Annotated in this window: 18 protein-coding genes and 1 pseudogene; 12 read left to right on the forward strand and 7 right to left on the reverse strand. The window is 64.0% G+C overall.

Annotated elements, in window-relative coordinates:
• Window positions 1–63: 63 nt before the first annotated feature.
• Entirely contained in the window at window positions 64–1,740 is a 1,677-nt protein-coding gene (locus tag H3H55_RS19000) for a S10 family peptidase (protein ID WP_193099764.1), read from the forward strand.
• A gap of 135 nt (window positions 1,741–1,875) precedes the next feature.
• Here H3H55_RS19000 and nadE read toward each other — a convergent pair whose 3' ends face one another.
• The 3 genes from nadE to H3H55_RS19015 all read right to left on the reverse strand — a co-directional run bounded on the left by nadE (window position 1,876) and on the right by H3H55_RS19015 (window position 4,167).
• A complete protein-coding gene (gene nadE, locus H3H55_RS19005; protein WP_193099765.1) occupies window positions 1,876–2,724 on the reverse strand; it encodes an ammonia-dependent NAD(+) synthetase in 849 nt (282 codons plus the stop codon).
• Between the two features lie 214 nt (window positions 2,725–2,938).
• Window positions 2,939–3,808 carry a DMT family transporter gene (locus tag H3H55_RS19010; RefSeq protein WP_193099766.1) on the reverse strand — a complete coding sequence of 290 codons (870 nt, stop codon included), beginning with the start codon at window positions 3,806–3,808 and terminating at the stop codon, window positions 2,939–2,941.
• A 173-nt stretch (window positions 3,809–3,981) separates the two neighbouring features.
• Window positions 3,982–4,167, reverse strand: a complete 186-nt coding sequence (locus tag H3H55_RS19015; RefSeq protein WP_006480515.1) for a hypothetical protein — start codon at window positions 4,165–4,167, stop codon at window positions 3,982–3,984.
• A 208-nt stretch (window positions 4,168–4,375) separates the two neighbouring features.
• Here H3H55_RS19015 and H3H55_RS19020 point away from each other — a divergent pair, with 208 nt between their 5' ends.
• Both H3H55_RS19020 and H3H55_RS19025 read left to right on the forward strand, forming a co-directional pair.
• Window positions 4,376–5,134: a DeoR/GlpR family DNA-binding transcription regulator gene (locus H3H55_RS19020; protein ID WP_048246692.1), complete on the forward strand. Its 759-nt coding sequence runs from the start codon at window positions 4,376–4,378 to the stop codon at window positions 5,132–5,134.
• 105 nt (window positions 5,135–5,239) lie between these two features.
• Window positions 5,240–7,039 carry a phospholipase D-like domain-containing protein gene (locus tag H3H55_RS19025; RefSeq protein ID WP_193099767.1) on the forward strand — a complete coding sequence of 600 codons (1,800 nt, stop codon included), beginning with the start codon at window positions 5,240–5,242 and terminating at the stop codon, window positions 7,037–7,039.
• A 72-nt stretch (window positions 7,040–7,111) separates the two neighbouring features.
• Here H3H55_RS19025 and H3H55_RS19030 read toward each other — a convergent pair whose 3' ends face one another.
• The 3 genes from H3H55_RS19030 to H3H55_RS19040 form a co-directional block, all read right to left on the reverse strand.
• Window positions 7,112–7,786, reverse strand: a complete 675-nt coding sequence (locus H3H55_RS19030; protein ID WP_129515795.1) for a TetR family transcriptional regulator — start codon at window positions 7,784–7,786, stop codon at window positions 7,112–7,114.
• A 115-nt stretch (window positions 7,787–7,901) separates the two neighbouring features.
• Window positions 7,902–9,170: an NAD(P)/FAD-dependent oxidoreductase gene (locus tag H3H55_RS19035; RefSeq protein WP_193099768.1), complete on the reverse strand. Its 1,269-nt coding sequence runs from the start codon at window positions 9,168–9,170 to the stop codon at window positions 7,902–7,904.
• Between the two features lie 135 nt (window positions 9,171–9,305).
• The gene (locus tag H3H55_RS19040) at window positions 9,306–10,886 is read right to left on the reverse strand and encodes an amino acid permease (RefSeq protein WP_193099769.1); all 1,581 of its coding nucleotides are present in this window, start codon (window positions 10,884–10,886) and stop codon (window positions 9,306–9,308) included.
• 634 nt (window positions 10,887–11,520) lie between these two features.
• Here H3H55_RS19040 and H3H55_RS19045 point away from each other — a divergent pair.
• Window positions 11,521–13,035, forward strand: coding sequence for an aldehyde dehydrogenase family protein (locus H3H55_RS19045; RefSeq protein ID WP_048246683.1), 1,515 nt, complete (start codon window positions 11,521–11,523; stop codon window positions 13,033–13,035).
• A 105-nt stretch (window positions 13,036–13,140) separates the two neighbouring features.
• Here the strand turns inward: H3H55_RS19045 and H3H55_RS19050 are convergent, their stop codons facing one another.
• Entirely contained in the window at window positions 13,141–15,588 is a 2,448-nt protein-coding gene (locus tag H3H55_RS19050; protein WP_193099770.1) for a DUF3772 domain-containing protein, read from the reverse strand.
• Window positions 15,589–16,056: 468 nt separating this feature from the next.
• Between H3H55_RS19050 and H3H55_RS19055 the strand changes: the two genes are divergently transcribed.
• From H3H55_RS19055 to H3H55_RS19090, 8 genes and pseudogenes are all read left to right on the forward strand, one after another.
• Window positions 16,057–20,721: an RHS repeat-associated core domain-containing protein gene (locus H3H55_RS19055; RefSeq protein ID WP_193099771.1), complete on the forward strand. Its 4,665-nt coding sequence runs from the start codon at window positions 16,057–16,059 to the stop codon at window positions 20,719–20,721.
• Between the two features lies 1 nt (window position 20,722).
• The gene (locus H3H55_RS19060; protein WP_193099772.1) at window positions 20,723–21,301 is read left to right on the forward strand and encodes a hypothetical protein; all 579 of its coding nucleotides are present in this window, start codon (window positions 20,723–20,725) and stop codon (window positions 21,299–21,301) included.
• 651 nt (window positions 21,302–21,952) lie between these two features.
• Entirely contained in the window at window positions 21,953–22,429 is a 477-nt protein-coding gene (locus H3H55_RS19065; RefSeq protein WP_193099773.1) for an SMI1/KNR4 family protein, read from the forward strand.
• Between the two features lie 163 nt (window positions 22,430–22,592).
• Window positions 22,593–22,844 carry a hypothetical protein gene (locus H3H55_RS19070; RefSeq protein WP_193099774.1) on the forward strand — a complete coding sequence of 84 codons (252 nt, stop codon included), beginning with the start codon at window positions 22,593–22,595 and terminating at the stop codon, window positions 22,842–22,844.
• On the forward strand, window positions 22,841–23,344 hold the full coding sequence (locus tag H3H55_RS19075; protein WP_193102279.1) for a hypothetical protein: 504 nt from the start codon (window positions 22,841–22,843) through the stop codon (window positions 23,342–23,344). Before H3H55_RS19070 ends, H3H55_RS19075 begins: the two co-directional genes overlap by 4 nt.
• A gap of 71 nt (window positions 23,345–23,415) precedes the next feature.
• Window positions 23,416–23,619: pseudogene (locus H3H55_RS37750) on the forward strand (RHS domain-containing protein); the annotation flags it as partial.
• Window positions 23,620–23,749: 130 nt separating this feature from the next.
• Window positions 23,750–25,177, forward strand: a complete 1,428-nt coding sequence (locus H3H55_RS19085) for an MFS transporter (protein WP_129515787.1) — start codon at window positions 23,750–23,752, stop codon at window positions 25,175–25,177.
• A 397-nt stretch (window positions 25,178–25,574) separates the two neighbouring features.
• Window positions 25,575–26,912, forward strand: coding sequence for a hypothetical protein (locus H3H55_RS19090; protein ID WP_193099775.1), 1,338 nt, complete (start codon window positions 25,575–25,577; stop codon window positions 26,910–26,912).
• Window positions 26,913–26,923: the final 11 nt, after the last annotated feature.

Here is a 26,923-nt window from a genome sequence, read left to right on the forward strand (position 1 = left end):
CTTATCTTTCCGTTCGACGCGGGTTTCCTGCCCGCGTCTTTTTTCACCTCCAGGAGCAGCACGATGGGCATCGATACCGCATCTTCCGGCGGCGTTTATCCGCTGCATCACGGCGACCACAATTCGCATAGCGTGCCGCCGACCGTCAATCCCGTGGCGCTGAGTCATGGCCGCGATCAGCCGTTCTTCGATCCGGTCGCGTACGGCAACGGCCCCGACGACTCGGTGACCGACACGACCGAAGCGGCCGCGATCACGCATCACACGATCCTGATCGACGGGAAGCGCATCGCGTACACGGCGACGGCCGGCCATCTCGTGACGGTCGACCCGAGCAGTTCGCAGCCAGCCGCGAAGATCTTCTACGTCGCATTCACCGCCGATGGCGCGAAGGAAGAAACGCGTCCCGTGACGTTCTTCTATAACGGCGGGCCCGGTTCGTCGTCGGTGTTCGTGCTGCTCGGCTCGTTTGCACCGAAGCGCATCAAGACATCGATGCCGGGTTTCACGCCGCCCGCGCCGTACCAGATGGAAGACAACCCGGACAGCATGATCGACCACAGCGATCTGGTGTTCATCAACCCGGTCGGCACCGGTTATTCGGCGGCGGTCGCGCCGAACAAGAACCGCAACTTCTGGGGTGTCGACCAGGATGCGGATTCGCTGAAGCAGTTCATCAAGCGCTACCTGACGAAGAACAACCGCTGGAATTCGCCGAAATACCTGTTCGGCGAATCGTATGGCACCGCGCGCAGCTGCGTGCTCGCGTACAAGCTGCACGAGGATGGTGTCGACCTGAACGGCGTCACGCTGCAATCGTCGATCCTCGACTACCGGCAGGCCGGCAACCCGGTCGGCGCGTTGCCGACCGCGGCGGCCGACGCGTGGTATCACAAGAAACTCGGCGTCACGCCGGCGCCGACCGATCTCGGCGCGTTCGTCGAGGAAGTCGCGCAGTTCTCGCGCACCGACTACCTGAGCGCGTTGCGCGCGGTTCCGCATGCGGACCCGGCCGCCGTGCAGAAACTGTCGCAATACACGGGCATCGATACGGCGACGCTGCAGTCGTGGAGCCTCAACATCGCCGGTTACGACGCGCGCGGCAATTCGCTGTTCCTGACGACGCTGCTGCAGGCGCAGGGGCTCGCGCTCGGCTCGTACGACGGCCGCGTGACCGGGATCTCGTCGGGCATCGCCGGCAAGATCGACCCGAACTCGGGCGGCAACGATCCGACGATGACGGCCGTGACGGGTGTGTATACGGCGATGTGGAACAGCTACCTGAACGAGCAGTTGAAGTTCACGTCGAATTCCGCGTTCACGGACCTGAACGACCAGGCGTTCCAGAACTGGGATTTCAGCCACATCGACCCGACCGGCGCGCAGCAGGGCATCGATGCGCAGGGGAACGTGATCCTCTACACGGCCGGCGATCTCGCCGCGGTGATGGCGCTGAACGTCGACCTGAAGGTGCTGTCGGCGAACGGCTTCTACGATTTCGTCACGCCGTTCTACCAGACCGTGATCGACCTGCAGCAGATGCCGCTCGAGGATCAGAAGGTGCGGCAGAACCTGTCCGCGCGTTTTTATCCGTCCGGGCACATGGTGTATCTCGACGGCGGCTCGCGCACCGCGCTCAAGCGCGATCTCGCGGCGATGTACGACACGACGGTCAGCGATACGGGCGCGCGGATGCGGATTCGTGCGCTGCAGGCGACGAAGACGGGCGGGCACGCGTAGCGTTGCCCGTCGCCGGGTTGCCGCGCGTCGCCGTCACGGCCGCGCGCGGCGATTGGGCTCCGATGCTGCAGGCCGGTCGCCGGGCGGCAGCATCGGATGATTGTGACGCGCCGGTCGCTCAGCCGCAGTCGCGGCTTACGCGGTCGGCCAGTCGAACAGCGTGTACGGCAGCGCGCGCTTGTGCCGCGAACCTGCGTGGAAGCGCAGCACGGTCTCGTACACATGGTCGCTGACCGGCTTGCCTTCGAGGAAATCGTCGATCTCGTCGTAGCTGACGCCGTACGCGTGCTCGTCGGGGCGCAGCGGGCGCAGTTCCTCGAGGTCGGCCGTCGGCACTTTCATCACGATCGATTCCTCGCCGCCGAGCGCGCGTGCGACCGCACGCACGCGACGCTTGTTCAGGCCCGCGAGCGGCAGCAAGTCCGCGCCGCCGTCGCCGAACTTCGTGAAGAAACCCATCAGCGATTCGGCCGCGTGATCGGTGCCGATCACGATGCCGCGCCGCGCGCCGGCCACCGCGTACTGCGCGATCATGCGCTCGCGCGCCTTGATGTTGCCGTGCACGAAATCCTGTTGCGCCGGCGTTTCGAACGCATGGCCGGACGCGACCAGCGACGCGAGCATTGCATCGGCGGCCGGTTTCACGTCGACCGTCAGCGTCTCGTCCGCGCGCACGAACGCGAGTGCGCGCTGCGCGTCGGCTTCGTCGTTCTGCACGCCGTTCGGCAAGCGCATCGCGATGAAGCGCGCATCGTAGCCGTCGGCGCGCAGGCGTTCGACCGACAGTTGCGCGAGCCGCCCGGCCGTCGACGAATCGACGCCACCGCTGATGCCGAGCACGTAGGTCCGCAGGCCGGTTGAACGAAGGTATTGCGCGAGGAATTCGACGCGGCGGGCGATCTCGGCCTCGGCGTCGAATTGCGGGGCGACGTTCAGTTCGGCAATGATCGCGCGTTGGCGGCTGGCGTAATCGGCGGATGTCATGAAGGGAGTTCCGGAACGAAATGCAAGGCGCCCATCATAAGCGCAATCGTGGCGGGGCGCCGCGCCGGGCGTGCGATCCGGCGGCCTTGCGTTGCTTCGGCGAGACGCGCTGCATCGCCGTGGTGCACGGTGCGCCGGGCGGGTGCAGGATGCCGCGCGAAGGGCCTCCGAGCGTGCGGCCTCGATGACGGCTCCGGCCGATCGGTGGCTGGCGTCAGCGCCGCGCGAGCACGACACCCACCAGCGCGAGCGCGAAGCCGGCGAGCTGGATCGCCGCGAGCGTTTCGCCGAACAGCAGGTAGCCCTGCAGCGCGGCGAGCGGCGGCGCGAGGAACAGCAGCGACGTCGCGCGCGCGGCGTTGCCGCGCCGCAGCATCCACATCAGCATCGTGACCGCGCCGCCGGACAGGAACACGACGCCCCACACGAGCGACACCCACAGCGCCGGCGCGCCGATCCAGCGCGTCTCGTGCAGCAGCATGACGAAGATCGCCGCGACAATCGCCGCGCCGAAGTTCTGCACGGCGACTGCGGTGCGCAGGTCGCTCTGCGCGAGCTTGCCCTTCTGGTACAGCGAGCCGGCGGTGATCGACCCGACCGCCAGCACGGACACGGCGACCACGAGCCACGCGGGCGCCGCGCCCGGCGGCGATGCAACGCCGCCCGCGACCTTCGGCGCCAGCACGAGCGCGACGCCGGCCAGCCCGAGCGCCATCCCGAGCCAGCCGCGCGCGGGCAGGCGCTCGTTGAACAGCGGCACGGCGAGCACGGCGGTGGCAAGCGGCTGCAGCGCGCCGAGCAGCGCCATGACGCCCGCGTTCAGCCCCTGCGCGACGGCCCAGTAGCTCGCGCCGAGATAGACGCCCTGCAGCAGCGCGCCCGCGATCAGGTGGCGCGGCCATTCGCGGCGGGCCGGCCACGGCGCGCGTGCGACGAGCGCCACCATGCCGAACAGCGCGGCCGTGCCCGCGAAACGCGCGAGCAGGAACAGGTTGGGATCGGCGTAGGGCTTGATTGCCCGCGCAACGATGAAGCCGGTGGACCAGAGCGCGACGAAAGCGGCGGCGACGAGCGAGGTAAGCATGCGAGGCGGGCCGCGAGGCGGCCGGACAGAACCGTGAAGTCGGCCAGTATCGGGGCAAGCGCCGCCGGCGTCTTGTCGAATCCTGCACTCATCTCATGCCGCATATCGCGAGGACGCGGCGGCGTGCGTTGCGCTGCGAACGGGCGAGCGTGATGAAGCGGAGATCAGTCGAATCAGTCGATCGAGAACGTATCGAGCGGCTGGTTGGCGCGCGCGTCGGTCGCGAAGCGCGCGGCGAGTTGCTCGTACAGCCGGCGGGCCTCGTCGAGCGTCAGGTCGATCCAGTATGGATCGCCGGCCGCGTCGTTGAGCCGTTCGGGCGGAAACTGGATTTCGATCACACTGCCTTTGCGATACATTGCGCGAGCCCCTTGGCTTGGTCTGTCGTTCGGCGAAGCTCGAAGTGTAGCAACCGGCGCCGCGCCGATTCGCGCGCGTCAGGCAATTCAGAATTTCGCTTTCGGGGAACGCGGCCGGCCCCGTTTCGCACCACCGTCAAATGTCGGTCAAACGTCCGTAATACAATGGCCGGCTTACCCATTACCAGTCGCCTCGGGCGCACACGCGATGCTGGCGGAACAACGTCATCAATTCATCCTGTCGGAGCTCGGACGATCGGGCGCGCTGTCGGTCGCGGAACTCGTGCGTTCGCTCGACGTGTCGCGCGAAACGGTGCGGCGCGATTTGAATGCGCTTGCCGCGCGCGGCCTGCTCGTGATGACGCACGGCGGCGCGCTGGCCGCGGATCGCCGCGAGCCGAGCCTGTCCGAGCGCGAAGCCGCGAACGCCGAAGCGAAGCGCACGATCGGGCGGCGCGCGGCCGAATTCGTGCCCGACGACGCATCGGTGCTGATCGATTCGGGCAGCACGCCGCATGCGGTCGCGCTTGCGCTCGCCGACCGGCACCGGCTGTCGATCTATACGAACGACTGGCGCACCGCGTTCGTGCTCGCGCGGCGCAACGGCAACCGCGTGACGCTGCTCGGCGGCGAGCTGTCGGACGACGAGGACGCAACCTTCGGGCTCGACACGATCCATCAGCTTGCGCAATACCACGTCGATTTCGCGTTCGTCGGCGCCGGCGGCATCACGCCCGACGGCGAATGCACCGATTACTCGCGGCTCGCGGCCGAGGTGCGCAGCCGGATGATCGCGGCGGCCGGCACGGCGATCATCGTCGCCGACCATTCGAAATTCGGCCGCGTGACGCCGGTGCGGATCAACGGCACGGCCGCCGCGCGTTATCTCGTGACCGAACGCGCGCCCGACAAGGCGCTGCGCCGCGCGTTGACCGCGCGCGGGATCGAGCTGCTCGTGTGCGACTGACGCGCGTCCGACATACAAGGTTCATCGAACCGTCATCCCGCGGGAAGAACCGCCGTCAACACTGACCCATTCATCTCGACCGGCCGCGAGGCCAGGGAGCAACGAATGTCCGTCAGCGTGCGCAGCTATCTTTCCCCCACTCTCGTCCTGCTGGCCTTCGACTGGCCCGATGCGGCGTCGCGGTCCGATTTCCTCGGTTTCGCGATCCGGCGCACGCCGGGATTCTGGTCGGCCGACGGCAAGACGCGTGCACCGAACAGCTGGCTGCCGAACCGCCTGACGTTCGACGGCCCGGCCGCCGACACGCAGGGCGATGCGCCGACCGACCAGGCGCCGATCCAGAAATTCATGTGGTGGGACGCGCGCATCGATCCTCAGGACCGCGATGCATCGTTCCGCTACGACGTGTATCCGGTCGTCGGCACGCCGGCGGACCTGCAGGTACTCGACGCGCAAGCCGGCGTATGCGATGTCGTGCTGCCCGCGCACATCGAGGACGGCATCGGCACGTGGTTCAACCGCGCGGTGGTCAGCTCGCAGGCGTTCGCGAAGCAGGTCGCGGCGCTGGGCCTCGCGCCGAATGCGGCGCCGAGCGACGCGCAGGCGCTGAAGTTGCGCACCTGGCTCGCGAACGACATGGAGCAGGTGTTCGCGGAGATGCTCGACCCCGCGTCGCGCGCGGCGTCGGCCGTTTATCACCTGACGGACACGCTGTGGGCGCTGCCCGCGTTCGAGGCGTTCGGGCGCAAGCACGGCGACGCGTCGCTTGCGATCGTCTACGACGCGCACACGACGGCGCGCAAGGGCAAGCCGCCGCTCCCGTCGCCGAACCAGCCGGCCGTCGACGCGCTGCAGGGTCTCGCGACGCTCGCGCCGCGCGACAAGACGCACATCATGCACGACAAGTTCATCGTGACCGATGCGTCGGCAAGCGCGACGCCCACGCGTGTGCTGACGGGGTCCGCGAACTTCACGACCGAAGGGCTCACCGAACAGGCGAACGTGCTGCACGCATTCGACTCGCCGGCGCTCGCCGCGCTGTACAACGATCGCGCGCATGCGCTGGCCGCGAATCCGCCGATCGCGGAGACGGCGCGGCTGTCGCCGGGCTGGTCCGCGCCGATGACGATCGGCAGCGCGCAAGTGCGGCTGGCGTTCTCGCCCGAACCGGCGGGGCAGCGCACCGAGATCGACACGATCGTCGCCGCGATCGCGGCCGCGAAGCATTCGGTGTCGTTCTGCCTGTTCATGCCGACCGACGCGGCGCTGCGCGACGCGTGCTTCGCGGCCGGCGACCGCGGGCTGATGATGTTCGGGCTGGTGAACAAGATCAACGTCGGCAGCGCGACGAAGGCCGACGCCGAGCAGCAGGCCGGCCAGACGCTCGATGCGGCGACGCTCGCGAACCTCGAGCTGTATCACCGCAGCCGCGACAACCACGACGTGATCGACGCCGAGTACTTCTCGGCGGCGACGGTGCCGCAGGGCTTCGAGCCGGAATTGCGGCAGTTTCCGGGCGAACCGGCGCCGGCCTATCCGCCCGTCGTGATCCATCACAAGTTCATCGTTATCGACGCGGAAGGCGCGAATCCGGTCGTCTATACGGGCTCGGCGAACATGAGCCGCAATTCCGAGCAGTTCAACGACGAGAACCTGCTCGAGATTCGCGACCAGCGGATCGCTGGAATCTATCTCGCGGAATTCCTGCGGCTCTACGAGCACTACCGCGCACGGGCGCTGGCGATCGATGCGAAGCAGCACGGCACGGGTACGGGCACAGGCACGGACGCGCATGCGCGGCTCGCGCTTGCGCCCGATTCGAGCTGGGCGAAGAAGTATTTCGTGGCGGGAAGCCCGGAAGAGAAGGCGCGGATCGCGCTGGCGTCGACCGCGCCGAAGGATTGAAGCGCTGATGCGTGACGGGCGCGGATGTTTCGTGCCCGGTGGGCGCTGCCCGGGAGCGCGGGCAGCTGTCGCTTACGCGGCGACGTAGCGCAGCACGGCGTCGGCGATCGTGTCGCGATGCCGCGCGCGCAGGCGCGGCGCCGACGGGTCGCGGCCGAACGCGGCGCCGAACGTGTAGCGGTTCGACACGCGGTGGAAGCAGAACGAGCTGATCAGCAGGTGCAGGTCGAACGCGTCGATGTCCTTGCGGAACGCGCCGCTTGCCGCGCCGCGCTCGACCAGCTCCTCGAGCGTCTTGATGATGCTGACGTTGCGGTTCTTGAACGACTTGAGCTGTTCGAGATACTTCGCGCCGTGGATGTTCTCGATCGACACGAGGCGGACGAAGTCGCGATGCTTGTCGTGATAGTCGAACGTGAATTCGACGAGGCGGCGCATGCCTTCGCGCGGCTCCATGTCGCCGACGTGCAGTTCCTGCTCGAGCGCGCGGATGTCGCCATACACCTTCTCCAGCACGGCCTCGTACAGGCCTTCCTTGCTTTCGAAGTAGTAATAGAGCATCCGCTTCGTCGTGTTCGTGCGCTCGGCGATTGCGTCGACGCGCGCACCGGCGAGGCCCATCGCGGAAAATTCCTGCGTGGCGACATCGAGGATGTTGCGCTTGGTTTGCTCGGGATCGTATTTGCGGCGCGCTTCGGACGCAAGCGCGCGGCTTTCGGACGTGGCGGCCTTGCTTCCTGCTTTCATGTGATCTTGTTCTGGCTTCGCGGCAGCTTGGACCAGCCATTCTAGCATGTGGGAAATCCGCGTCCGGCCGACCTTCCGTTCTAATCGGCAGGGCCGTTTCGGCCGCCGCGGCGGCTCAGCGGCGGCAGGACGCGAGCGCGTCGCGGGCCTGGTAAGCCGTGTACGTGAGCTGCGCGGCGGCGAGGCCCGCCAGCCCGAACGTGCGCGTGAGCCCGAACGCGGCGAAGCCGTCCGGCACCGGCCGGCCTTCGGCCAGTGCGGCCGCGAGCGCTTCGCCGGCGACCGCGGTCGGCGCCATCCCGTGGCCGCCGAACGCGATCGCGTGCCACACGCCGTCCGCGTCGCGGCCGATCTGCGGCATCTTGTGCCGCGCGTAGCTCATCAGCCCGCCCCACGCGTAGTCGACCTTCACGCCTTCGAGTTGCGGATACACGCGCAGCAGGTCACGCCGCAGCAGGCGCGCGATCGCGTCGGGGCCGCGGTCGAGCACGGAGATCCGGCCGCCCCACAGGATGCGCGTGTCCTTCAGCGGGCGGTAGTAGTCGAACGCGAAACGCGTGTCGTAGATCGCGTACGGCGCGTCGATCGCGTCGGGCAGGCGCGTGCCGAGCGGTTCGGTCGCGATCACGTAGGTCGCGATCGGCAGCACCGCGCGCTCGATGCGCGGCGACACGCCGCGTGCGTAACCGCCGCCGGCGAACACGACGTCCTTCGCGCGCACCGTGCCCTGCGCCGTGCGCACGACGTAGCCGGCGCCTTCGCGCGCGATGCCGAGCGCGGCCGAGCGTTCGTACACGCGCGCACCGCCGCGCGATGCGGCCGCCGCGACGCCGAGCACGTACTTGAGCGGATGGAAGTGGAAGGCATTCGGCTCGAACAGGCCGCCGTAATAGCGCTGCGTCTTCAGCCGTTGGCGCAGCGCGTCCGTCGACACGGGTTCCCAGTCGACGTCGAGTTCGTTTTTCATCAGCGTGCGCACGCTGTCGAGCCGCGATGGATCGTCGAACCAGTTCGCGAGCATCACGCCCTGGTCGACGAGGTCGCAGTCGATTCCGTAGCGCGCGATCCGTGCGCGGATCAGCTCGACCGCATCGACGGTGAGCCGGTACAGGCGGCGCCCCTCGTCGCGGCCGAGCGTGCGCAGCAGGTCGGCGTTGTCGAGGCTGTAGCCGCCGAACACGAAACCGCCGTTGCGGCCCGATGCACCGAAGCCGACCCGTTCGCTGTCGAGCACGACGACGTCGTGCACGCCGCGCTCGACGAGGCCGAGCGCGGTGCACAGGCCGGCGAGGCCGCCGCCGACGATGCAGACCTGCGTATCGATCGTGCCGGTCAGTTGCGGGTAGGGCTGGCGGGTAACGGTGGCTTCGTAGAAGTTCTGCATGCGATTCGAGGATTCGTAACGGCGTAAAAACGGACGGCGCGCGTCGATCTTGCCTGAACGCGCGCGCCGCGTCGAATGGGGGTTGTCAGGGCGCCGGCTGCCGTATTCGGGCGGCGGCCGGCGCGGTGCGTGCCGTCAGATGCCCGGCGTCGGGTTGGCCGGGCTGGCGACGTAGCCCGCGTAGCCGGTTTCGGCCTGCGGTGCTGCTTCGGGTGTCGCGTTGCGTTCGATCCACGGCGCGATCTCCATGTCCTCGTAGCGCACGAGGCGGCATTTGCGCACGATCGCGTAGCCGAGCCAGATCGCGAGGAAGAACGGCAGGCCGATGTAGGTTGCGGCAACGCCGACCCAGTCGATCTTGTCGGTGAGGAACGCCTGGTAGTCCTGGCCGAGCGCGACGATCGCACACAGCGCGAAGGCGAACAGCGGGCCGAACGGGAACCACTTCGACCGGTACGGCAACTGGTCGAGCCGGTAACCCTGCTTGAGGAAACCCTTGCGGAACCGGTAGTGGCTGACCGCGATGCCGAGCCACGTGATGAAGCCCGCCATGCCCGACGTGTTCAGCAGCCACAGGTAGACCGTCTTGTCGCCGTACAGCGACGTGAGGAAACACAGCGCGCCGACGGCGGTCGTCGCATACAGTGCATTGCGCGGCACGCCGCCCGGCGACAGCTTCGCGAACACCTTCGGCGCACGGCCTTCGACCGCGAGGTTGAAGAGCATCCGCGTCGACGCGTACATGCCCGAGTTGCCGGCCGACAGCACGGCGGTCAGGATCACCGCGTTCATCACGCCGGCCGCGAACGCGAGGCCCGCGTGGCGGAACACGAGCGTGAACGGGCTCACGCCGATGTCGGTCACGTCGCTCTTCAGCAGGCTCGGGTCGGTGTAGGGAATCAGCACGCCGATCACGAAGATCGCGAACACGTAGAACAGCAGGATGCGCCAGAAGATCTGGCTCACCGCGCGCGGGATCGTCGTGCGCGGGTTTTCCGACTCGCCGGCCGCGACGCCGATCATCTCGGTGCCCTGGAACGAGAAGCCCGCGATCATCGCGACGCCGAGCATCGTCGCCCAGCCGCCGACGAACGGCGCGTCGCCAAGCGTGAAGTTGCCCCAGCCCGCGCTCGGGCCGCCCTGCATGATCCCGAAGATCATCAGCAGGCCGACGCCGACGAACGCGAGCACCGTCAGCACCTTGATCAGCGCGAACCAGTATTCGGCTTCGCCGAAGCCGCGCACCGACAGTGCGTTGAGCGCGAAGATCAGTGTGAGGAACAGCGCGCTCCACCAGACGCCCGGCACATGCGGGAACCAGTAGTTCATCACGAGCTGCCCGGCGACCAGTTCCACCGCCAGCGTCACGGCCCAGCTGTACCAGTAGTTCCAGCCGAGCGCGAAGCCGAAGCCTTCGTCGACGAACTTCGCGCCGTAGGTCGCGAACGAGCCCGACACGGGCATGAACGCGGCCATTTCGCCGAGGCTCGTCATCAGGAAATAGACCATCAGGCCGATCACCATGTACGCGAGCATCGCGCCGCCGGGGCCGGCCTGCGAGATCGACGCGCCGGACGCGACGAACAGGCCCGTGCCGATCGAGCCGCCTATCGCGATCATCCGCAGATGGCGGGCCTGCAGGCTGCGGTGGAGGGATGGCTTCGCGGGCGGCGAGCCGGACGGACGGGACGAATCGGGGCGGGCATCTGAATGCATGGCGGGCGCTGGGCGCTGTCTCCGGGATTGTTTTTCGGCGACGAAGCGCGACGCGGTGCCTGCTGCCGGCCGGGGCAGCGGTGGTGCTTCGCGGGAACGGTCCGGATGAACCGGGCCGCGACGCGTGTCGCCTTCGTCTGTCGTCCGGCTGCCTGATGGCGGCCGTCGGCGCGCCGGGTGTGTTGCACCTCGACGTCGCACCGATTGTGTGTGCCCGATGCACGGGCCGCAAACGATATTTCCGAACAGGGTGATGCAACTTTGTCATCAACTTGCGTCGCGACGCAGCGCCCCGGGCGGCCCGGCTGCCGGCTTTGGACGCGTCCTGAATCAGCGCAGGAACGGATGGATTTGTCCTGCCGAGGTGTTGCGTTTTGGGAATGAAGTCGTGAGTTAATATCAATAGCGGCCTGACTTGTGGCCATCGACAATGTGTTTCATGGATCGTGCCTTGCGAGGCGGGGGCGCGCCGTCCGGCCGGGCTTCCGGCGGCGGCGCAGCGCGATGCGCCGTGCGGCGCACCGGGCCTGCCGAGCTGCGCATCCGCTTGCACAGGGCGCGCGAACGCGCTCCAATCGAATCACGCGGGCGGCGCTGCCGCCGCACCGATCAATCTGTCCCTGAAGAGGAAGTGATGCAATTCAACGACATTCTTGCCGCGCTCGATATCGATCTCGCCCAGTGGAAAGGCAATGCGCTGACCGCGCGTTCGCCGCTCGACGGCGCGACGCTCGCGACGCTGGCCGTCGACACGCCCGCCGACGCCGAGCGCAAGATCGACGCCGCGCACGACGCATTCCTCAAGTGGCGCACGGTGCCGGCGCCGGTGCGCGGCGAACTCGTGCGTGTGTTCGGCAACGTGCTGCGCGAGCACAAGGCCGCGCTCGGCCACCTCGTCACGCTCGAGGCCGGCAAGATCACGTCCGAAGGCCTCGGCGAAGTGCAGGAAATGATCGACATCTGCGATTTCGCGGTCGGTCTGTCGCGCCAGCTTTACGGCCTCACGATCGCGTCCGAGCGCCCGGGCCACCGGATGATGGAAACCTGGCACCCGATCGGCGTGTGCGGCGTGATTTCGGCGTTCAACTTCCCGGTCGCGGTGTGGGCATGGAATGCGGCGCTCGCGTTCGTGTGCGGCGATCCGGTCGTGTGGAAGCCGTCGGAAAAGACGCCGCTCACCGCGATTGCATGCCACGTGCTGCTCGGCAAGGCGCTGCGCGAGTTCGACAAGACGCATCCGGGCGTTGCACCGGAAGGGCTGAGCCAACTGGTGCTCGGCATGCGCGATGTCGGCGAGGTGCTGACGTCGTCGAAGAAGGTGCCGGTCATCAGCGCGACGGGTAGCGTACGGATGGGTACGGAAGTCGCGAAGGTGCTGAGCCAGCGTCTCGCGCGCGGCATCCTCGAACTCGGCGGCAACAACGGGATGATCGTCGCGCCGAGCGCGGATCTCGACCTCGTCGTGCGCGCCGTAACGTTCGCGGCGGTCGGCACGGCCGGCCAGCGCTGCACGACGCTGCGCCGCCTGATCGTCCATCGCAGCATCGTCGATCAGCTTCTGCCGCGCATCGAGAAGGCCTATACGTCGGTGAAGGTCGGCAGCCCGCTTGAGGAAGGCACGCTCGTCGGCCCGCTGGTCGATCGCGCGTCGTTCGACGCGATGCAGAAGGCGCTGGCCGATGCGCGCGAGCAGGGCGGCGAAGTGAAGGGCGGCGAGCGCGTCGACGTCGGTGGTCACGCGGATGCGTACTACGTGCGTCCGGCGATCGTGCGGATGCCGAAGCAATCGGCGGTGGTCGAGCGCGAAACGTTCGCGCCGATCCTGTACGTGATGGTCTACGACAACTTCGAAGACGCGATCGACGTGCACAACGCGGTGCCGCAAGGCTTGTCGTCGGCGATCTTCACGAACGACATGCGTGAGGCCGAGCAATTCATGTCGGCAGCGGGCAGCGACTGCGGGATCGTCAACGTGAACATCGGCACGAGCGGTGCGGAGATCGGCGGCGCGTTCGGCGGCGAGAAGGAAACGGGCGGCGGCCGCGAGTCGGGTTCGGATGCGTGGAAGGCTTATATGCGTCGCGCGACGAATACGATCAACTACAGCCGGCAGTTGCCGCTGGCGCAGGGGGTGAAGTTCGACTTCTGATGCGAGGCGCCTGATCCAGGCGCCACGTGAGAGCGAGAAGGGCCGGTTACCGCGTCGCGGCAACCGGCCCTTCGTTTGTATACGCGGCTGTGATCGGGCGCAGCGTTACGCGTCTCCCACCGCCGGCATATTCTGCACCACCAGCATCTGCGGGCTCGACAGCGTGATTTTCGCCGCGCGCAGCTGCTTCAGAATCTCGAACAGCAGGTCGCTCTTCGTCGAACTCGCAATCCGCGGGCTCGCCACGTAACCCGTCACGCTCAGCGTGATCCCGTCCGGCGTGAGCTGGCTGAACGTCACCGACGGCGCCGGTTTCTCGAGAATCGCCTGATGCGCGCGATACGCGTCGAGCAGCAGGTCGCGCACCTGCTCGGGATCGGTGTTCAGCGGGAACGTCAGCACCAGCGTTGCGACGCCCTGCGTGCTGTTGCCCATCGTCACGTTGCGCAGGTTCTGCGAGATCAGTTGCGAATTCGGCACGATCACGGTCGAGCGGTCGCTGAGCTGGATCTCGGTCGCACGCACGTTGATGCGGCGGATGTCGCCTTCGACACCCGCGATGCTGATCATGTCGCCCACCTTCACCGGACGCTCGGTCAGCAGGATCAGCCCCGACACGAAATTCTTCACGATCTCCTGCAGGCCGAAGCCGATACCCACCGACAACGCACTGACGATCCACGCGAGGTTGTTCCACCTGACGCCGAGCAGCCCGAGCGTCATCAGCACGAGCAGCACGTAGCCGACGTTGGTGAACAGCGTGATCAGCGACACGCGCATCCCCGTATCCATGCCGAGCGCGGGCATGAACTCGCCGTCGAGCCAGCGGCGCAGCGAGCGCAGCAGGTAGAAGCCGATCGCGAACCCGATCACGGCGTTCAGGATCCGGTCCGGCATGATGTTCAGGCTCTGCAGCCGCTGGCTGCCGATCATCGCGACCGCGCTGTCGAGCAGGTCGCCCGGCGTCGTGCCGAAGCCACCCGTCAGCAGCGCGATGGCCGCGATCAGCATCAGCAGGCTCGTGCCGAATCCGGACAGGACCGTGCGCGCCTGGTCGAGGTGCCGGTCTTCGAGCGCGAACAGGTGCTTGATCTGCTGGCCCGTCGACAGGGTCGCGGAGAACAGGCTTTCGCTCGCGTCGCGCGTCAACTGGATCAGGATGTAGGTCGCGCACAGCACGATCTCGAACCACACGAGCTCGTAGGTGATGAAGCGCGCGACCGTGATGTAGCCGATCAGGAGTGCGATCAGCGACACGACGATCGCCAGCGTGACGCCGGCATGGATCAGCCCGGCAAGCGTCGAACGCTCCTCGGGTGCCTCGCCGGCCGCCGCGAGCAGGCTGCGCGCGCGGTTCGAGCGCAGCAGCGACGCGCCGACCGTCAGCGCGACGACGAGCGAGACGATGCCGCGGCCGAACAGCGTGACCGACAGGCTGGTGTCGACGATCCGGTTGATCGATTCGAGCGTGCCGGACATCAGCAGCAGCGCGGCCAGGATGCTGGGAAACGGCTTCATCGCGAGTGCGACGGGATCGGCGAGCGCCGGCAGGCGCCACGACGGATGCTTCGTGCAGAGCAGCGCGCGGCCGAGCCCGGCGATCAGTGCGCAGGTCGCGGCAAGCTTCGCGAACTGGTCCCACAGATCGGTCAGCGGCGGCGTGAGCTCGTAGTGGCGCGCGACGGCGAGGTAGAGGATCTGAACCGCAAAGGCGGTTGCCAGGAATGTCGACAGCGCGGTCGACAGCGCCAGCGCGCTGCGGCGCAAGCGGGTGGGCGGCAGGCGGTTCAGGCAGATCCACGCGAGCCCGCGCTCGATGAGCCGGCGGCCGCCGAGCCACATCGCGAACGCGGCGATCAGCAGCAGCGTGGTGATCGCCCGTTGTCCGGGCACCCACGACGAGCGCAGCATGTCGCGCAGTTCGTCGTTGAAATCCTCGAGCCGCTGGATGTCGTCCGGCGAACGCTGGAACAGCGGCAGCCAGAACTGCGCGCTGAAGATGCCGCCCGAACGGAACGCGAGCTGGTTCTTCAGCAGGCCGCGATGCAGCTTCGCGAACTGTTCGTTCAGGTTCGCGAGGTTGGTCTTCTGGTCGGCGGCCTGCTTCAGTGCCGCATCGATCTGCGTCTTGCGCGCGTTCAGCGTCGCCCGCTGTTTCGCGACGGCCGGCGTTTCCGGCGCGGCGCCCTCGGCAGGCGCCGGGCCGAGCACGTCGAGTTGCGCCTGGATCTGCGCGCGCTGCGGAGCGAGATCGCTCTGCAGCTTCGCGACATCGGTGCTCAGCTCCTGTGTCGCATCGCCGAGCGCATCCAGCTCCTTGCTGTTGGACGCGGTCGAGGTCTGCTGCTTGATGCGGTCCTGTTCGGCCTGCATCTGCTTGAGCTGCGCGACGGCGTCGTTCAGCGAGATGGCCGGCACGGACGCGTCGGTGCCGCTCGCGCCCGGGGCGGAAGCGGCCGCCGGAAACGCCGACGCGGTCGCGATCGCCGCGAACTGCAGCAGCGCGATCATCACGATCCGGCGGGCGTACGTGGATAGTCGTTGTATGGACATGGAATTATTACGATTTGCCGACAGTGCCGGTTGCCGAAAGGCGCCCGGAAGCCGGTAGTTGGCCCGGTAGCATGTTACCGGGGTGTGGCGCGAACGATTTCCGAATATGCATCTCGGGCGGTTCGGAATCAGGCACCTGTGGCGGACTGCGGGAAATCCTTGTTCGCCCCGTTTTACCGGGGGCGTGTCGACCGAGTCGCGTCGGAAGGGGCGCGTTTTTTGCAGTCTGCGGCGGCTGGCAGCGGGACAGATGGTTACGGGAGTTACATAAAGTCGGCGCGAGGGCGAGCCATTTTGAAATGGGGTCCGAGCCCTTGATGCATGCGCGGGCGGATGGGGACCTTTCATTTTCCCGTCGTCTAATCATCGGTACAATGCCGCGAGTCGCTGGCCGGCCGTCCGAGACACGAGAAGAGGGGAACGGCCGCCGCGCGCCGAAAAACGTATAACGAGAAGAATCCTGAGAGCATGGCTGATCAAAAACTTCCTCCTGGCGCGGAGCACGAACAGGCCACCCCGTGGCTGACCGATGTTCATCCGGACGACGTCGTCGCGTCCGGCGAAGGCTTCAACGCGTGGCTTATCAGCGTGACGAATGGCTACGTGAACGTCGATCGGCTGGCGACGGTGGCCAGCATGATTCCGATCCTCAACAACCTCATGGCGCTGGCCGATGCCCTCACCGACATCGTCTCGATCATCCGCAAGCGCGGCGGCGAACTGCTCGACTATCTCGGACTGGCGATCAACCTGATCGGCGTGATTCCGTTTCCGCCCGTCCTGGCGCCAATGCGCCTCACGGCACGGCCGCTGCTGGCGCTGATTCGCAACGAACTCCTGATTCACAAGCGCGACATCGGCGCCGCGATCGTGTCGATCGTCGTCACGCACATACAGGCTTCGTGCTCGACCGAGATCGAGGATTTCCTGACGAAGCTGCAGGGCGTGGTCAACGAACTGATCGACAACTGTGCGGCGAAGGCGCGGGAGATCTTCACGGGTCTGGCCGACGGTATCGATGCAGTGGTGGCCGGCAAGCTGTTCGATCCGGCAGAGAACAAACGGAAGGCTGCCGAATACCGGCAGCAGATGAAGAAAAGCGGATGGTTCAGCGCGGATCTGGTGACGGGGGCCTGGGGATATCTGTCCGAGTCCGGCGTGGCGCTCGGCAAGAGCAATGTCAACTCCGCGGGCAGCACGATGGCGGGGCTCGTCCCCGAGCAGTACGTCGCACCGATTCGCCAGTTGGCCGCGTCGTTGCGCACGCTGGCTCCGGTGGTGGTCGGCAAGATCAACGAACTGAAGGGCAGCGACGAAGGCAAGCTGATGTGGCTGCTGCTGAAGCTGATCAATGCGCTGCGGCACAAGCGCGAAGCGATGCGGGCCGGATCGGTCAAATCACAGGGCACGACGGAAGTCGAGGCCCGGCGGCAGCAGGTACCGCTCGCAGCGACGAAGAAAGAGGCGAAAGCGAAGGGCGCCGGTGTCGATCATTGCGACGAGTGCGGACTTGGGGCATCGGGTGGGTCGATCAGCTATTCGTTCGGTGACGAGACGTTTTCCCATACCGATTTTGAATTGCCGGGTGCCATGCCCGTCGTGTGGATGCGGGTCTACCGGTCCCGGCTGGCCGGATTCGACGCCGGCGAACTGGGCGCGCGCTGGCTGTCGCCGTACATGACGCGTATCGACGTTCGGGGCGGCCAGTGGATCTTCAGCGATGCCACCGGCCGCAATATCGACTATCCGGCGCTCGCGGCAGGTGCTGTTCACGACGACCGCGTGGAAGGCCTGACGCTGAGCCGGCTCGACGACACGTGGGTGACTGTCGCGTATGGGCATGATCTGCTTCACATCTACGAGAAGCATGGCGAATCGTTCCGGCTTGCGCTGCAGAAGGACCGCGCGGGGAACACGATCGCGCTCGATTACGATGACGCGAATCGCCTGACCCGACTGGTCAGCTCGGCCGGCCATACGCTGGCGTTTCGCCACGATGCCCGTGGACGTATCGCGATGATCGAGCAGATCATCGACGCGAACACGCGCGCTACACTCGCTCAATACCAATACGACGAAAACGGTGATCTCGTTCGGGCAACCGATCGCTACGGTAATGCGCGCCAGTATGCGTATCAGCGCCATCTGATTACCCGCTACACGGATCGCACCGGCCGCGGCATGAACCTCGAGTGGGAAGGGGCGGAGCGCGACGACAACACCAATGCGCGGTGCGTGCGCGAATATGCCGATGACGGCAGTCATGACATTCGCCTGATGTGGCATCCGAATATCCGGTTGACCTATGTGACGGATGCGCTCGGTAACGTTACGCGCTACTACTACAACATCCGCGGCTACATGTACCGGGTTGCATATCCGGATGGAACCGAGGAGTGGATGCGGCGCGACCAGGACAACAACCTGGTGATGCATGTTCATCAAGACGGCGGCATCGAGGAGATGGAGTACGACGCGCGCGGGAACATGACGAAGCATTTTCGCGTCGGTGGGGCGGTTGCCGAGATGGGCTACGACGAGCGCGATCAACTCGTTCGGCTCAAGGATCCCGAGGGGTACGTCTGGGAGCGTTCGTACGACGACGCAGGTAATCTGGTGGTGCAGAAGGACCCGCTCGGGCATGAGACGAAGTACGCATACAACGCCAGCGGCATGCCGATCAAGATGGTCGACGCCAAGGGCGGCACGAAGTCGCTCGTCTACGACGAAGCCGGGCAATTGCTTCAGTACACCGACTGTTCGGGCAAGGCGACGAAGTGGCGCTATGACGGCGACGGGAGACTCGTGCAGTCTGTCGATGCTGCGGGTAATTCCACGGTTTACCAGTACGGCAGGAATGGGGAGTTGAGCGAGACCTCGTCTGCAGCGGGCATCATTCGATTCACGCACGATGCGGAAGGGCGTCTGCTATCCCATACCGATCCGCTGGAACGCGTTACGCGCTATTCATACGACGTGGCCGGGCGTGTCGCAAGCCGGGCCGATGCTCTCGGATACACGCTCGCATATCGCTACGACCGCCTCGGTCGCCTGACTGCATTGACCGACGCGAACCGGGCGACCTATCAGTTTCACTACGATCCAGCGGGACGGTTGCTGGAAGAGATCGGTTTCGACGGTAAGCGAACGACATACGGATATGCCGAAGGTTCGCTGCAGCCCGTGACGATCGACGAGGCCGGGCAGGTCACCGAACTCGAATTCGATCAGGCGGGCCGGATCGCGCGTCGGAAATCGGGTGTCAGCGAGGAGCGATTTGCATACGATGCGAGCGGCCGGCTCATTGAAGCCCGGAACAATCACAGCCGGATGCAGACGTTCTTCGATCCGGTTGGAAACCTGGTTCGCGAACATCATGCGTATCGATTGTTCGGCGAGTCGCGCAGCTACCTTTGGCATCACGAGTACGATGAAATCGGCACGCGGATCAAGACCGTTCGACCCGATGGTCATGTGCTGGACTGGTTGACCTACGGTTCCGGTCACGTGCACGGGCTTGTGCTCGATGGCGAGGAGCGCATTCAGTTCGAACGCGACGATCTGCACCGTGAAACGGGGCGGATGCTGTCGAGCAAGGTGGCGCAGCAGACGCAATATGATTCGGCCGGCCGAGTCACCCGGCAGGCCGTTCGGCGATCGAACGCGCCGGCCGCGTTGGCCGAGCGTCGGTATCGGTACGATGCCGTGGGGCAACTCGAGCATATCGAAGACAGCCGCAAGGGGCTGGTCAACTATCGTTATGACCCTGTGGGTCGCCTCATCGCGGCGATCGGGCCGCTTGGTACAGAGACTTTCGCCTTTGACCCGGCAAGCAACATCATTGATCACGGCAGTCCCCGGCACGCACGTACTTCGGGACCGGTTAAAGCAAGCCCGGTGGTGCCGGACAGCGTGGACAGCACGCTGCCGCGGGAAGTACCGCGAGTGCTCGGGAATCTGTTGAAGGAATATGCGGGCACCCACTTCGAATACGACGCGCGCGGGAATCTGATTGGGAAACGTTCACCGTCAGGTCGGCAGGAATACGAGTGGGACGGATTCAACCGGTTGAGAGTGGCGCGTGTCGAGGAGACTGCGCGGCAGCATGAGGCCCGGTATTTTTACGATCCGTTCGGACGCCGGATCGGCAAGGACGTCGACGGCGTGCGGACGGTGTTTGGCTGGGATGGCGATCGACTTGCCTATGAAAGCACCGAAAGTGGTACGACGCAGTACGTGTACGAGCCGGAGTCCTTCGTTCCGCTAGCCCAATATGTGACAGCTCAGCCGGTTGCGGGCGTTCAGACGCCAGTGTGGCGGGAAGGCGAACCGTACATACCCGAGAAGGATCCGCTTCAGCGCGTGCCGGAAAAGCAGTCGGACGCGCATTTGTTCTACTACCACTGTGACCAGATCGGTACACCGTTGCTGATGACGGACGAGGTCGGGGAGGTGGTATGGGAGGCGTCGTATCGAGCCTGGGGCGAAGCGCGGGAGGTGATTGCGCGGGTGTCGAAGTCGGCGGGAATCGCACCCAGAAATCCGATCCGGTTTCAGGGGCAGCAGGAGGATTTCGAGACGGGGCTGAGGTATAACCGGTATAGGTACTACGATCCTGGTGTCGGGAGATTTGTTTCGAAGGATCCGATTGGACTCGACGGCGGCATCAATGTTTATCAATACGCGTCAAACCCCGTCGAGTGGATCGATCCGTTGGGGCTTGCAAGGGTTGGACAACTCGGCACCTACGGAGATCTTAATGGTGGGGACAATATTGGTGACGGTCTACAAGCTCACGAACTTTTGCGCCACGAATATCTAGTTAAAAAAGGACTGGCTAGCAAAAATTGCAGAGATGCCGACAATCCTTCCATTGCACTTGATCTTGATAGGCATACTCGGGGTCCTACTACAGATACTCGTAAAATAGGTGGTGCGCACTATCATGAAGCAAAAATAAGACAGACATACGGGCTTGGTAGGAATGAGTTTCATGATGACATTAAGAGGGAGCTGGATATTACTCAAGGTGGTTTGAGAAAGGCGGGGATTTCGGCAAGTCAGGCGAGACGGCTTCGAAAGCGGGCGAAAGCATTCTTGGCCAAAAAGTGTCCATGCATATGTGGGGATTGATATGAAGAGGCTGCTAATTGGTACAGAGTGCCATAACGCGTTTGAACCAAGAATTGGAGGTGGAGCGCTTATTGGGGGGCTCGTAACATGGCCGACAACATCATCGGGAGAGTCGCTTCAATTAGTGGCCTCTATGCCAGCCAATTTTCTTGGGATTGAGGGCGGGCCAGAATATGTTTCGGTATTTTCATTTTATTCGAAGGATGATTATTTCTTGGATCGCATAACGTATCATGGTGATCCTGGGGAAATGGCGGTTATTAAGGGCGATAAGACGACCCAAGTTTTATTCCATGAGCAAGGGGCGGAAGTTTTTGGGGCGGAAGCTATGCCGGCGAGGAAGCTAATTGTCGGAGACGATGTGGCGCAGCCATATCAAGGTAGCGGAATAGGTATGCCCCCCGGGTTTCTTCAAAACGAAAACTTGATGCTTGATCAGGGGCTTGAGTTTTATTTTCAATTGTACTCGGGTGATTTCCCCGAGGGCTGGACGGATATATTTGGGCTTAGCGATGCGGTTGCCTATTTGTTTGTCGACAAGAATAAATGCGAAGGGTTGTTTTTCGTTCAAGCTACGTGATACCTATTGCGACAAAAGTGATGGGCTAAACTGACATTGGTTTGAGTGGTGCCGCAGCAATGATGAATCGCATGGGGCGTCCTTGCTCATGCGGTGCCGGCCGGCGCCGCCGCCCCTTTTGGGGCGCATCTGGCGAGTAATAAAAATATCGATGCTATTTGATGCGTTGAGTTGATCTATTGATCTGTTGGACTCATGTAAAACTAAGTCATCCCGGATGTTGGTATTGGGTGGTGGTTTTATGTTGTAGCTGCCCGACCTAAATTATTGCAACTGAAAAATCATGGTCAAGTGTCTTCGATAACACACGGTGAAATATGGAACCAAGATTTCGCCGCAATGATGGGTTTGAGTTTGACACTGGCGGAACGCCGACCATGCGACAAACAGACGTGCGGAAAGAGGAGCTTAGAAGGACTGGAGTGAGCGTTGTTCGAACGAGGTAATTGCACAGGCAGTCCAACAGCTTTCTTAAGGGTGTGCGTTATTGCGGTTAAATTAAGAGGCGGCCCCGTGATTAAGAAATTGCCTTTCTCTGACGATTCTGCAGGCCTCGATCGGGTACATGTCAGTGGTGGACATCTATTGGCAAGCAACTACCCGTAACCGAAGGATGTTGTCCGCCAGTAAAATTAAATCTTTCTGATATTGGTGTCAAATAATGGATTGTCATTGCATGCGGCATCAGTTTCGTTTGCGGTCGCTATTGGGGTGATGATGCTAAGTAAAGAGTTGCTTGGTGCATATTTCTCTCTGAACCCACCCGCAACGAACAAGCGGATTGAGTTGGCTCAGTCGGCCTCTGGTTTGACTTTTCCTAAGGGTTATGTGGATTTTCTTTTAATTTGCAATGGTTTGAGTTCGCCTGGTTGTCTCGCTTTGCATGAAATAGAGATTTTGCCGGCAAGAAATGGCGAATACGAAGTGCAAAAATATCTGCCGGGCTATTTTATGATCGGCGATGATGGCGGTGGTCAGGCGATTTTGATAAGCGCTAGCGGTGAAATATTTGAAGTTGGAATGGGTGTCATGAGCGCAAATTATTTGGAAAGTTCAGCGATATCAATTGAGGATTTGTTGGTGGGTAAGCTCGGCCTTACGTTGGGAGAGCGCCGAGCAAATGAATAGAAGGCCGATGGCTTCGTGTCGTTCGCGTGCACGGATCGAATACTTGTGCGAGTTGACAAGCAAGAATGCCGGGCGGGTCGAGCGACGCCAAAGGGTTGAGAGCGCTATCACTGAGGTCGAAAATCAGCAATAGCCAGGTGCGCCAAGCGAGGAGCGGTCTGCCGTGAAGTATTACGTTCTGTCTCAAAGTTCGGCCTCAGGATGCCCGATCGGTATGCTCAATGGTGCGCTGTATGACAAGTACTATCAGGACCCCAAGAGTGTAGGTGTCGGATACTTCCCGTGGTACTCCAACCCGTCGCGCGGGAGGGCACATGAAAAATTTCCTGATAGGGTCGTTTTCATCACCGAAGATGATCGGTACGATTTTGACGTACGCGATGTGCGGGATGAGATTAAGGGCGGGGCGCGATGAAGACGTGGCAACAGATTTTAACTGAAGCAGATGTTTTTGTTCGGTTTCTTGAGAGAGGCTCATTCTACGATGGGCCTTACAAAGGCGATCTGCCTCGAAAATTTGTAACTACAGATGTTGTCGCTGCACGTCACTTTGCTACTGACGACTCACTCGATGAGTTCGATGAGTGGGAAACTGTTTCCGATTCTTCTAATGTGTTCCCGAATGACTTCGAGTGGAGTCGCTTGATCAAGGTCCAGCTAGGGAAAAATGGATATTGGGGCATTGAGTCGAAAAATTTTAATGGTGCTGTAGAAAAATGGTCGGATTCGACATCGTGCCGGATGCTTGAGTTGATGTGCCGAGATACTGAAATAATACTTCAGTGCTATGCAAATGAATACTTTCCAAGTATTTGGGAGGATATTCTGAACGTATATTTGAATGATGGTTTTCCATGTGGATGGAAGGGGCGGTACCCCGATGGGGAGTTGGTTGTATTTTCCAATTTTATTTGATTTTGAGTTGAAAGGACGATGGTAATGGACTTTGTAAGTAAATCGATGCTCCGGCAGGAATTCGTAATTTAATTCAACGTGTCCCGGAAAGACAGTCCGACGCGCATTTGTTCTACTACCACTGTGACCAGATCGGTACGCCATTGCTGATGACGAACGAGGTGGGAGCGGTGGTATGGGAGGCGTCGTATCGAGCCTGGGGCGAAGCGCGGGAGGTGATTGCGCGGTTGTTGCAGGCAGCGGGGCCAGCCGTAGCGGAGCTAACTCGATCGCAGCCGCTGCTGCACATTCAGCGCATCAACCGACTGATGTGCTCAGGCCCACGCCTCGCTAAAATGCGCGAAGCCGCTCGCCAACGCCCCGCTGGTAGCGCCAAGACAATCAAGAATCCGGAGACTCGCCGCCATGGCATCCACCCAGCCCGACCCGCTCGCCGCAGCGGGCGCCTCCCGCCCTGCGGCGATCGATCCCGGCTCCATCTCGGCCCGCCTCGACCGTCTGCCACCCACCCGCACCGTCTGGAAGCTCGTCATCTTGCTGAGCCTCGGCTTCTTCTTCGAACTCTACGATCTGCTCTACAGCGGCTACGTCGCGCCCGGCCTCGTGAAAAGCGGCATCCTGTCGGCGACGACGCACGGCCTGTTCGGCACCACGGGCGTCGCAAGCTTCATCGCCGCGCTGTTCTCCGGGCTGTTCATCGGCACGATTGCATGCGGCTTCCTCGCCGACCGCTTCGGCCGCCGCGCGATCTTCACGTGGTCGCTGCTGTGGTACACGGCCGCCAACGTCGTGATGGCGTTCCAGGACACCGCGGCCGGGCTGAACTTCTGGCGCTTCGTCGTCGGGCTCGGCCTCGGCGTCGAGATGGTGACGATCGGCACGTACATCTCCGAACTCGTGCCGAAGCAGATCCGCGGCCGCGCATTCGCATGCGAGCAGGCGGTCGGATTCGTCGCGGTGCCGGTGGTCGCGTTCCTGGCTTACCTGCTCGTGCCGCATGCGCCGTTCGGTCTCGACGGCTGGCGTTGGGTCGTGCTGATCGGCGCGCACGGCGCGCTCTTCGTCTGGTGGATTCGCCGCGAACTGCCGGAAAGCCCGCGCTGGCTCGCGCAGCAGGGTCGGGTCGACGAAGCCGACCGCATCATGCGCGCGCTCGAGGCGAAGGTCGAAGCCGAATACGGGCGGCCGCTGCCGCCGCCCGCACCTGCCGAGCCCGTGCCGCCGCGCGGCAGCTTCCGCGACATGTGGGTGCCGCCGTATCGCAGTCGCACGATCATGATGACGATCTTCAACGTGTTCCAGACGGTCGGCTTCTACGGCTTCGCGAACTGGGTGCCGACGCTGCTGATCAAGCAAGGCATCACGATCACGTCGAGCCTGATGTATTCGAGCGTGATCGCGCTCGCGGCGCCGATCGGCCCGCTGATCGGCCTCTTGATCGCCGACCGCTTCGAGCGCAAGTCGGTGATCGTCGCGATGGCGGCGGCGATCGTCGTCTGCGGGCTGCTGTTCAGCCAGACGACGGTGGGCGCATTCCTGATCGTGCTCGGCATCGGCCTCACGCTCGCGAGCAACATCATGTCGTACAGCTTCCACGCGTATCAGGCCGAGTTGTTCCCGACGTCGATCCGCGCACGGGCCGTCGGTTTCGTCTATTCGTGGAGCCGCTTCTCGGCGATCTTCTCGTCGTTCGCGATCGCGGCCGTGTTGAAGGGCTTCGGCACCTTCGGCGTGTTCGCTTTCATCGCGGGCGCGATGGCGATCGTGATGGCCGCGATCGGGCTCATGGGGCCGCGCACGAAGGGCATCGCGCTCGAAACCATCTCCAGGTAGTCGATGGCTGTACACGCGTGTCGTAGGGTTCGTGCGGCACGCGTGCGATGCGATTGCACGGAGCAAGAGCTGCATAGAAAATGATTTGGGATGCGAATCGATTCGATGAGAACATCGCTTCGTCATGAACCATACAAGTCCACGGCTCGCATCCCGTCACACGCCAGAAGCGCCCAACAAACAAGGTTGCCACGCAACGACAAAGCGAGCGGCAACGAGTTGAAACAAAGCGTGACGAAGCGCAAATCCACCGGAAAGCCGCGGCTTTCACCGCTGCAGATTATTGCCCGGACGCGTAAAATGAAGGGCCTGACGACTCATTAACCGCCATTGGACCGCACGCGTTGCATCAGCGAACGGCTCCACCGCGAAGAGGCGTCGGCGCCGGGCGCACGCGATGCGCCGGACGTGTCGATGGCTCGCGAGGAAGATGCGCCGTTCGCAACAGCAACATGCGACGGCCGGATCGGCCGATGGCTTCGAACGTATGATGCTTTCCAATCTGACGCGGCAATTTGCGAAGCCGCGTTGCCTGACCCGCGCAGTCGCCATGTATGTTTGGCTCGCTGTCGCGCTGCCAATCTCCGTTCTTGCCGGGCGGCCTGCCCTTGCCGCGTCCGACGTACCGTCGTCCGCTGCTACGTCATCCTCAGCAGTCGCGCCGTCCGCGCATGCAGCTTCCCGTGTGCATCCGGCGTCGCCAGCGCATGCATCGTCGGCCGCATCGGCCGCGCAGCCCGCGCCCGCGGCATCGCATGCGCATCATGCGGGGCCTGCCAGCGCGGCATCGGGCGCGTCGGTGGCTTCTGCCGCGTCCACCGCAGCGCCTGAGTCGGCGGCTTCTGCCGCATCCGCCGCAGAGCCTGCGTCGGCCGCGTCCGCCGTACCGGCCAGCGAGGCCGAGGCACCCGTGCCAACTCCGCCACGCCGGCATCCGCCGCTGTCGGCTGAAGAAGCGAAAAACGCGACGGCACGCGCGATCGACATGCGCAAGCGGTTCACGCAGGAAGTCCCGCGGCGCCTGAACGTGCCCATGAGCGAGCAGCGCGCGTACGGCGCACGGCTCCAGAAGGCGCTCGCCGACGCGGACCTCGGCGACCTGGCCGGCGAATACGTCGCGATGGTCGACCGCTCGCCGAACGTGCAGGCGCTTTTCATCTACTTCCGCGCGACGCCGGCCAATGCGTGGCTGATGATTGGCGCGTCGCCGGTCGGCACCGGGCTGCCGGGCAAGTACGACCATTTCCTGACGCCGCTCGGGGTGTTCCATCACTCGCCCGACAACATGGATTTCCGCGCGGAAGGCACGACGAACGAGAACGGCATTCGCGGCTACGGCCGCCGCGACATGCGCATCTACGACTTCGGCTGGGAGGACGGCGAACGCGGCTGGGGCAAGGGCGGCGTGTCGCCGATGCGCTTCCAGATGCATGCGACCGACCCCGATCGCCTCGAATCGCTGCTCGGTATCCGGCACTCGAAGGGATGCGTGCGGATTCCCGCGTCGCTGAACATGTTCTTCGACCGGCACGGGCTGCTCGACGACGACTACCAGGCGCGCGTCGAAGCCGGCAAGTCGCTGTGGGTGCTGCGTCGCGATCGCGACATCACGCCGATCGCGGGTCGCTACCTGGTCGTGATCGACAGCGCTCGCAAGTCCCGCCCGGCCTGGTCGCCGATGCCGGGACGCAAGGCGTGGTCGAAGCTGCCGAAGGGCGGCGATACGGCGGACTGACGGCCGGTCCG

The organism is Burkholderia sp. Z1 (assembly GCF_014893795.1).
Taxonomy (GTDB): Bacteria; Pseudomonadota; Gammaproteobacteria; order Burkholderiales; family Burkholderiaceae; genus Burkholderia; species Burkholderia theae.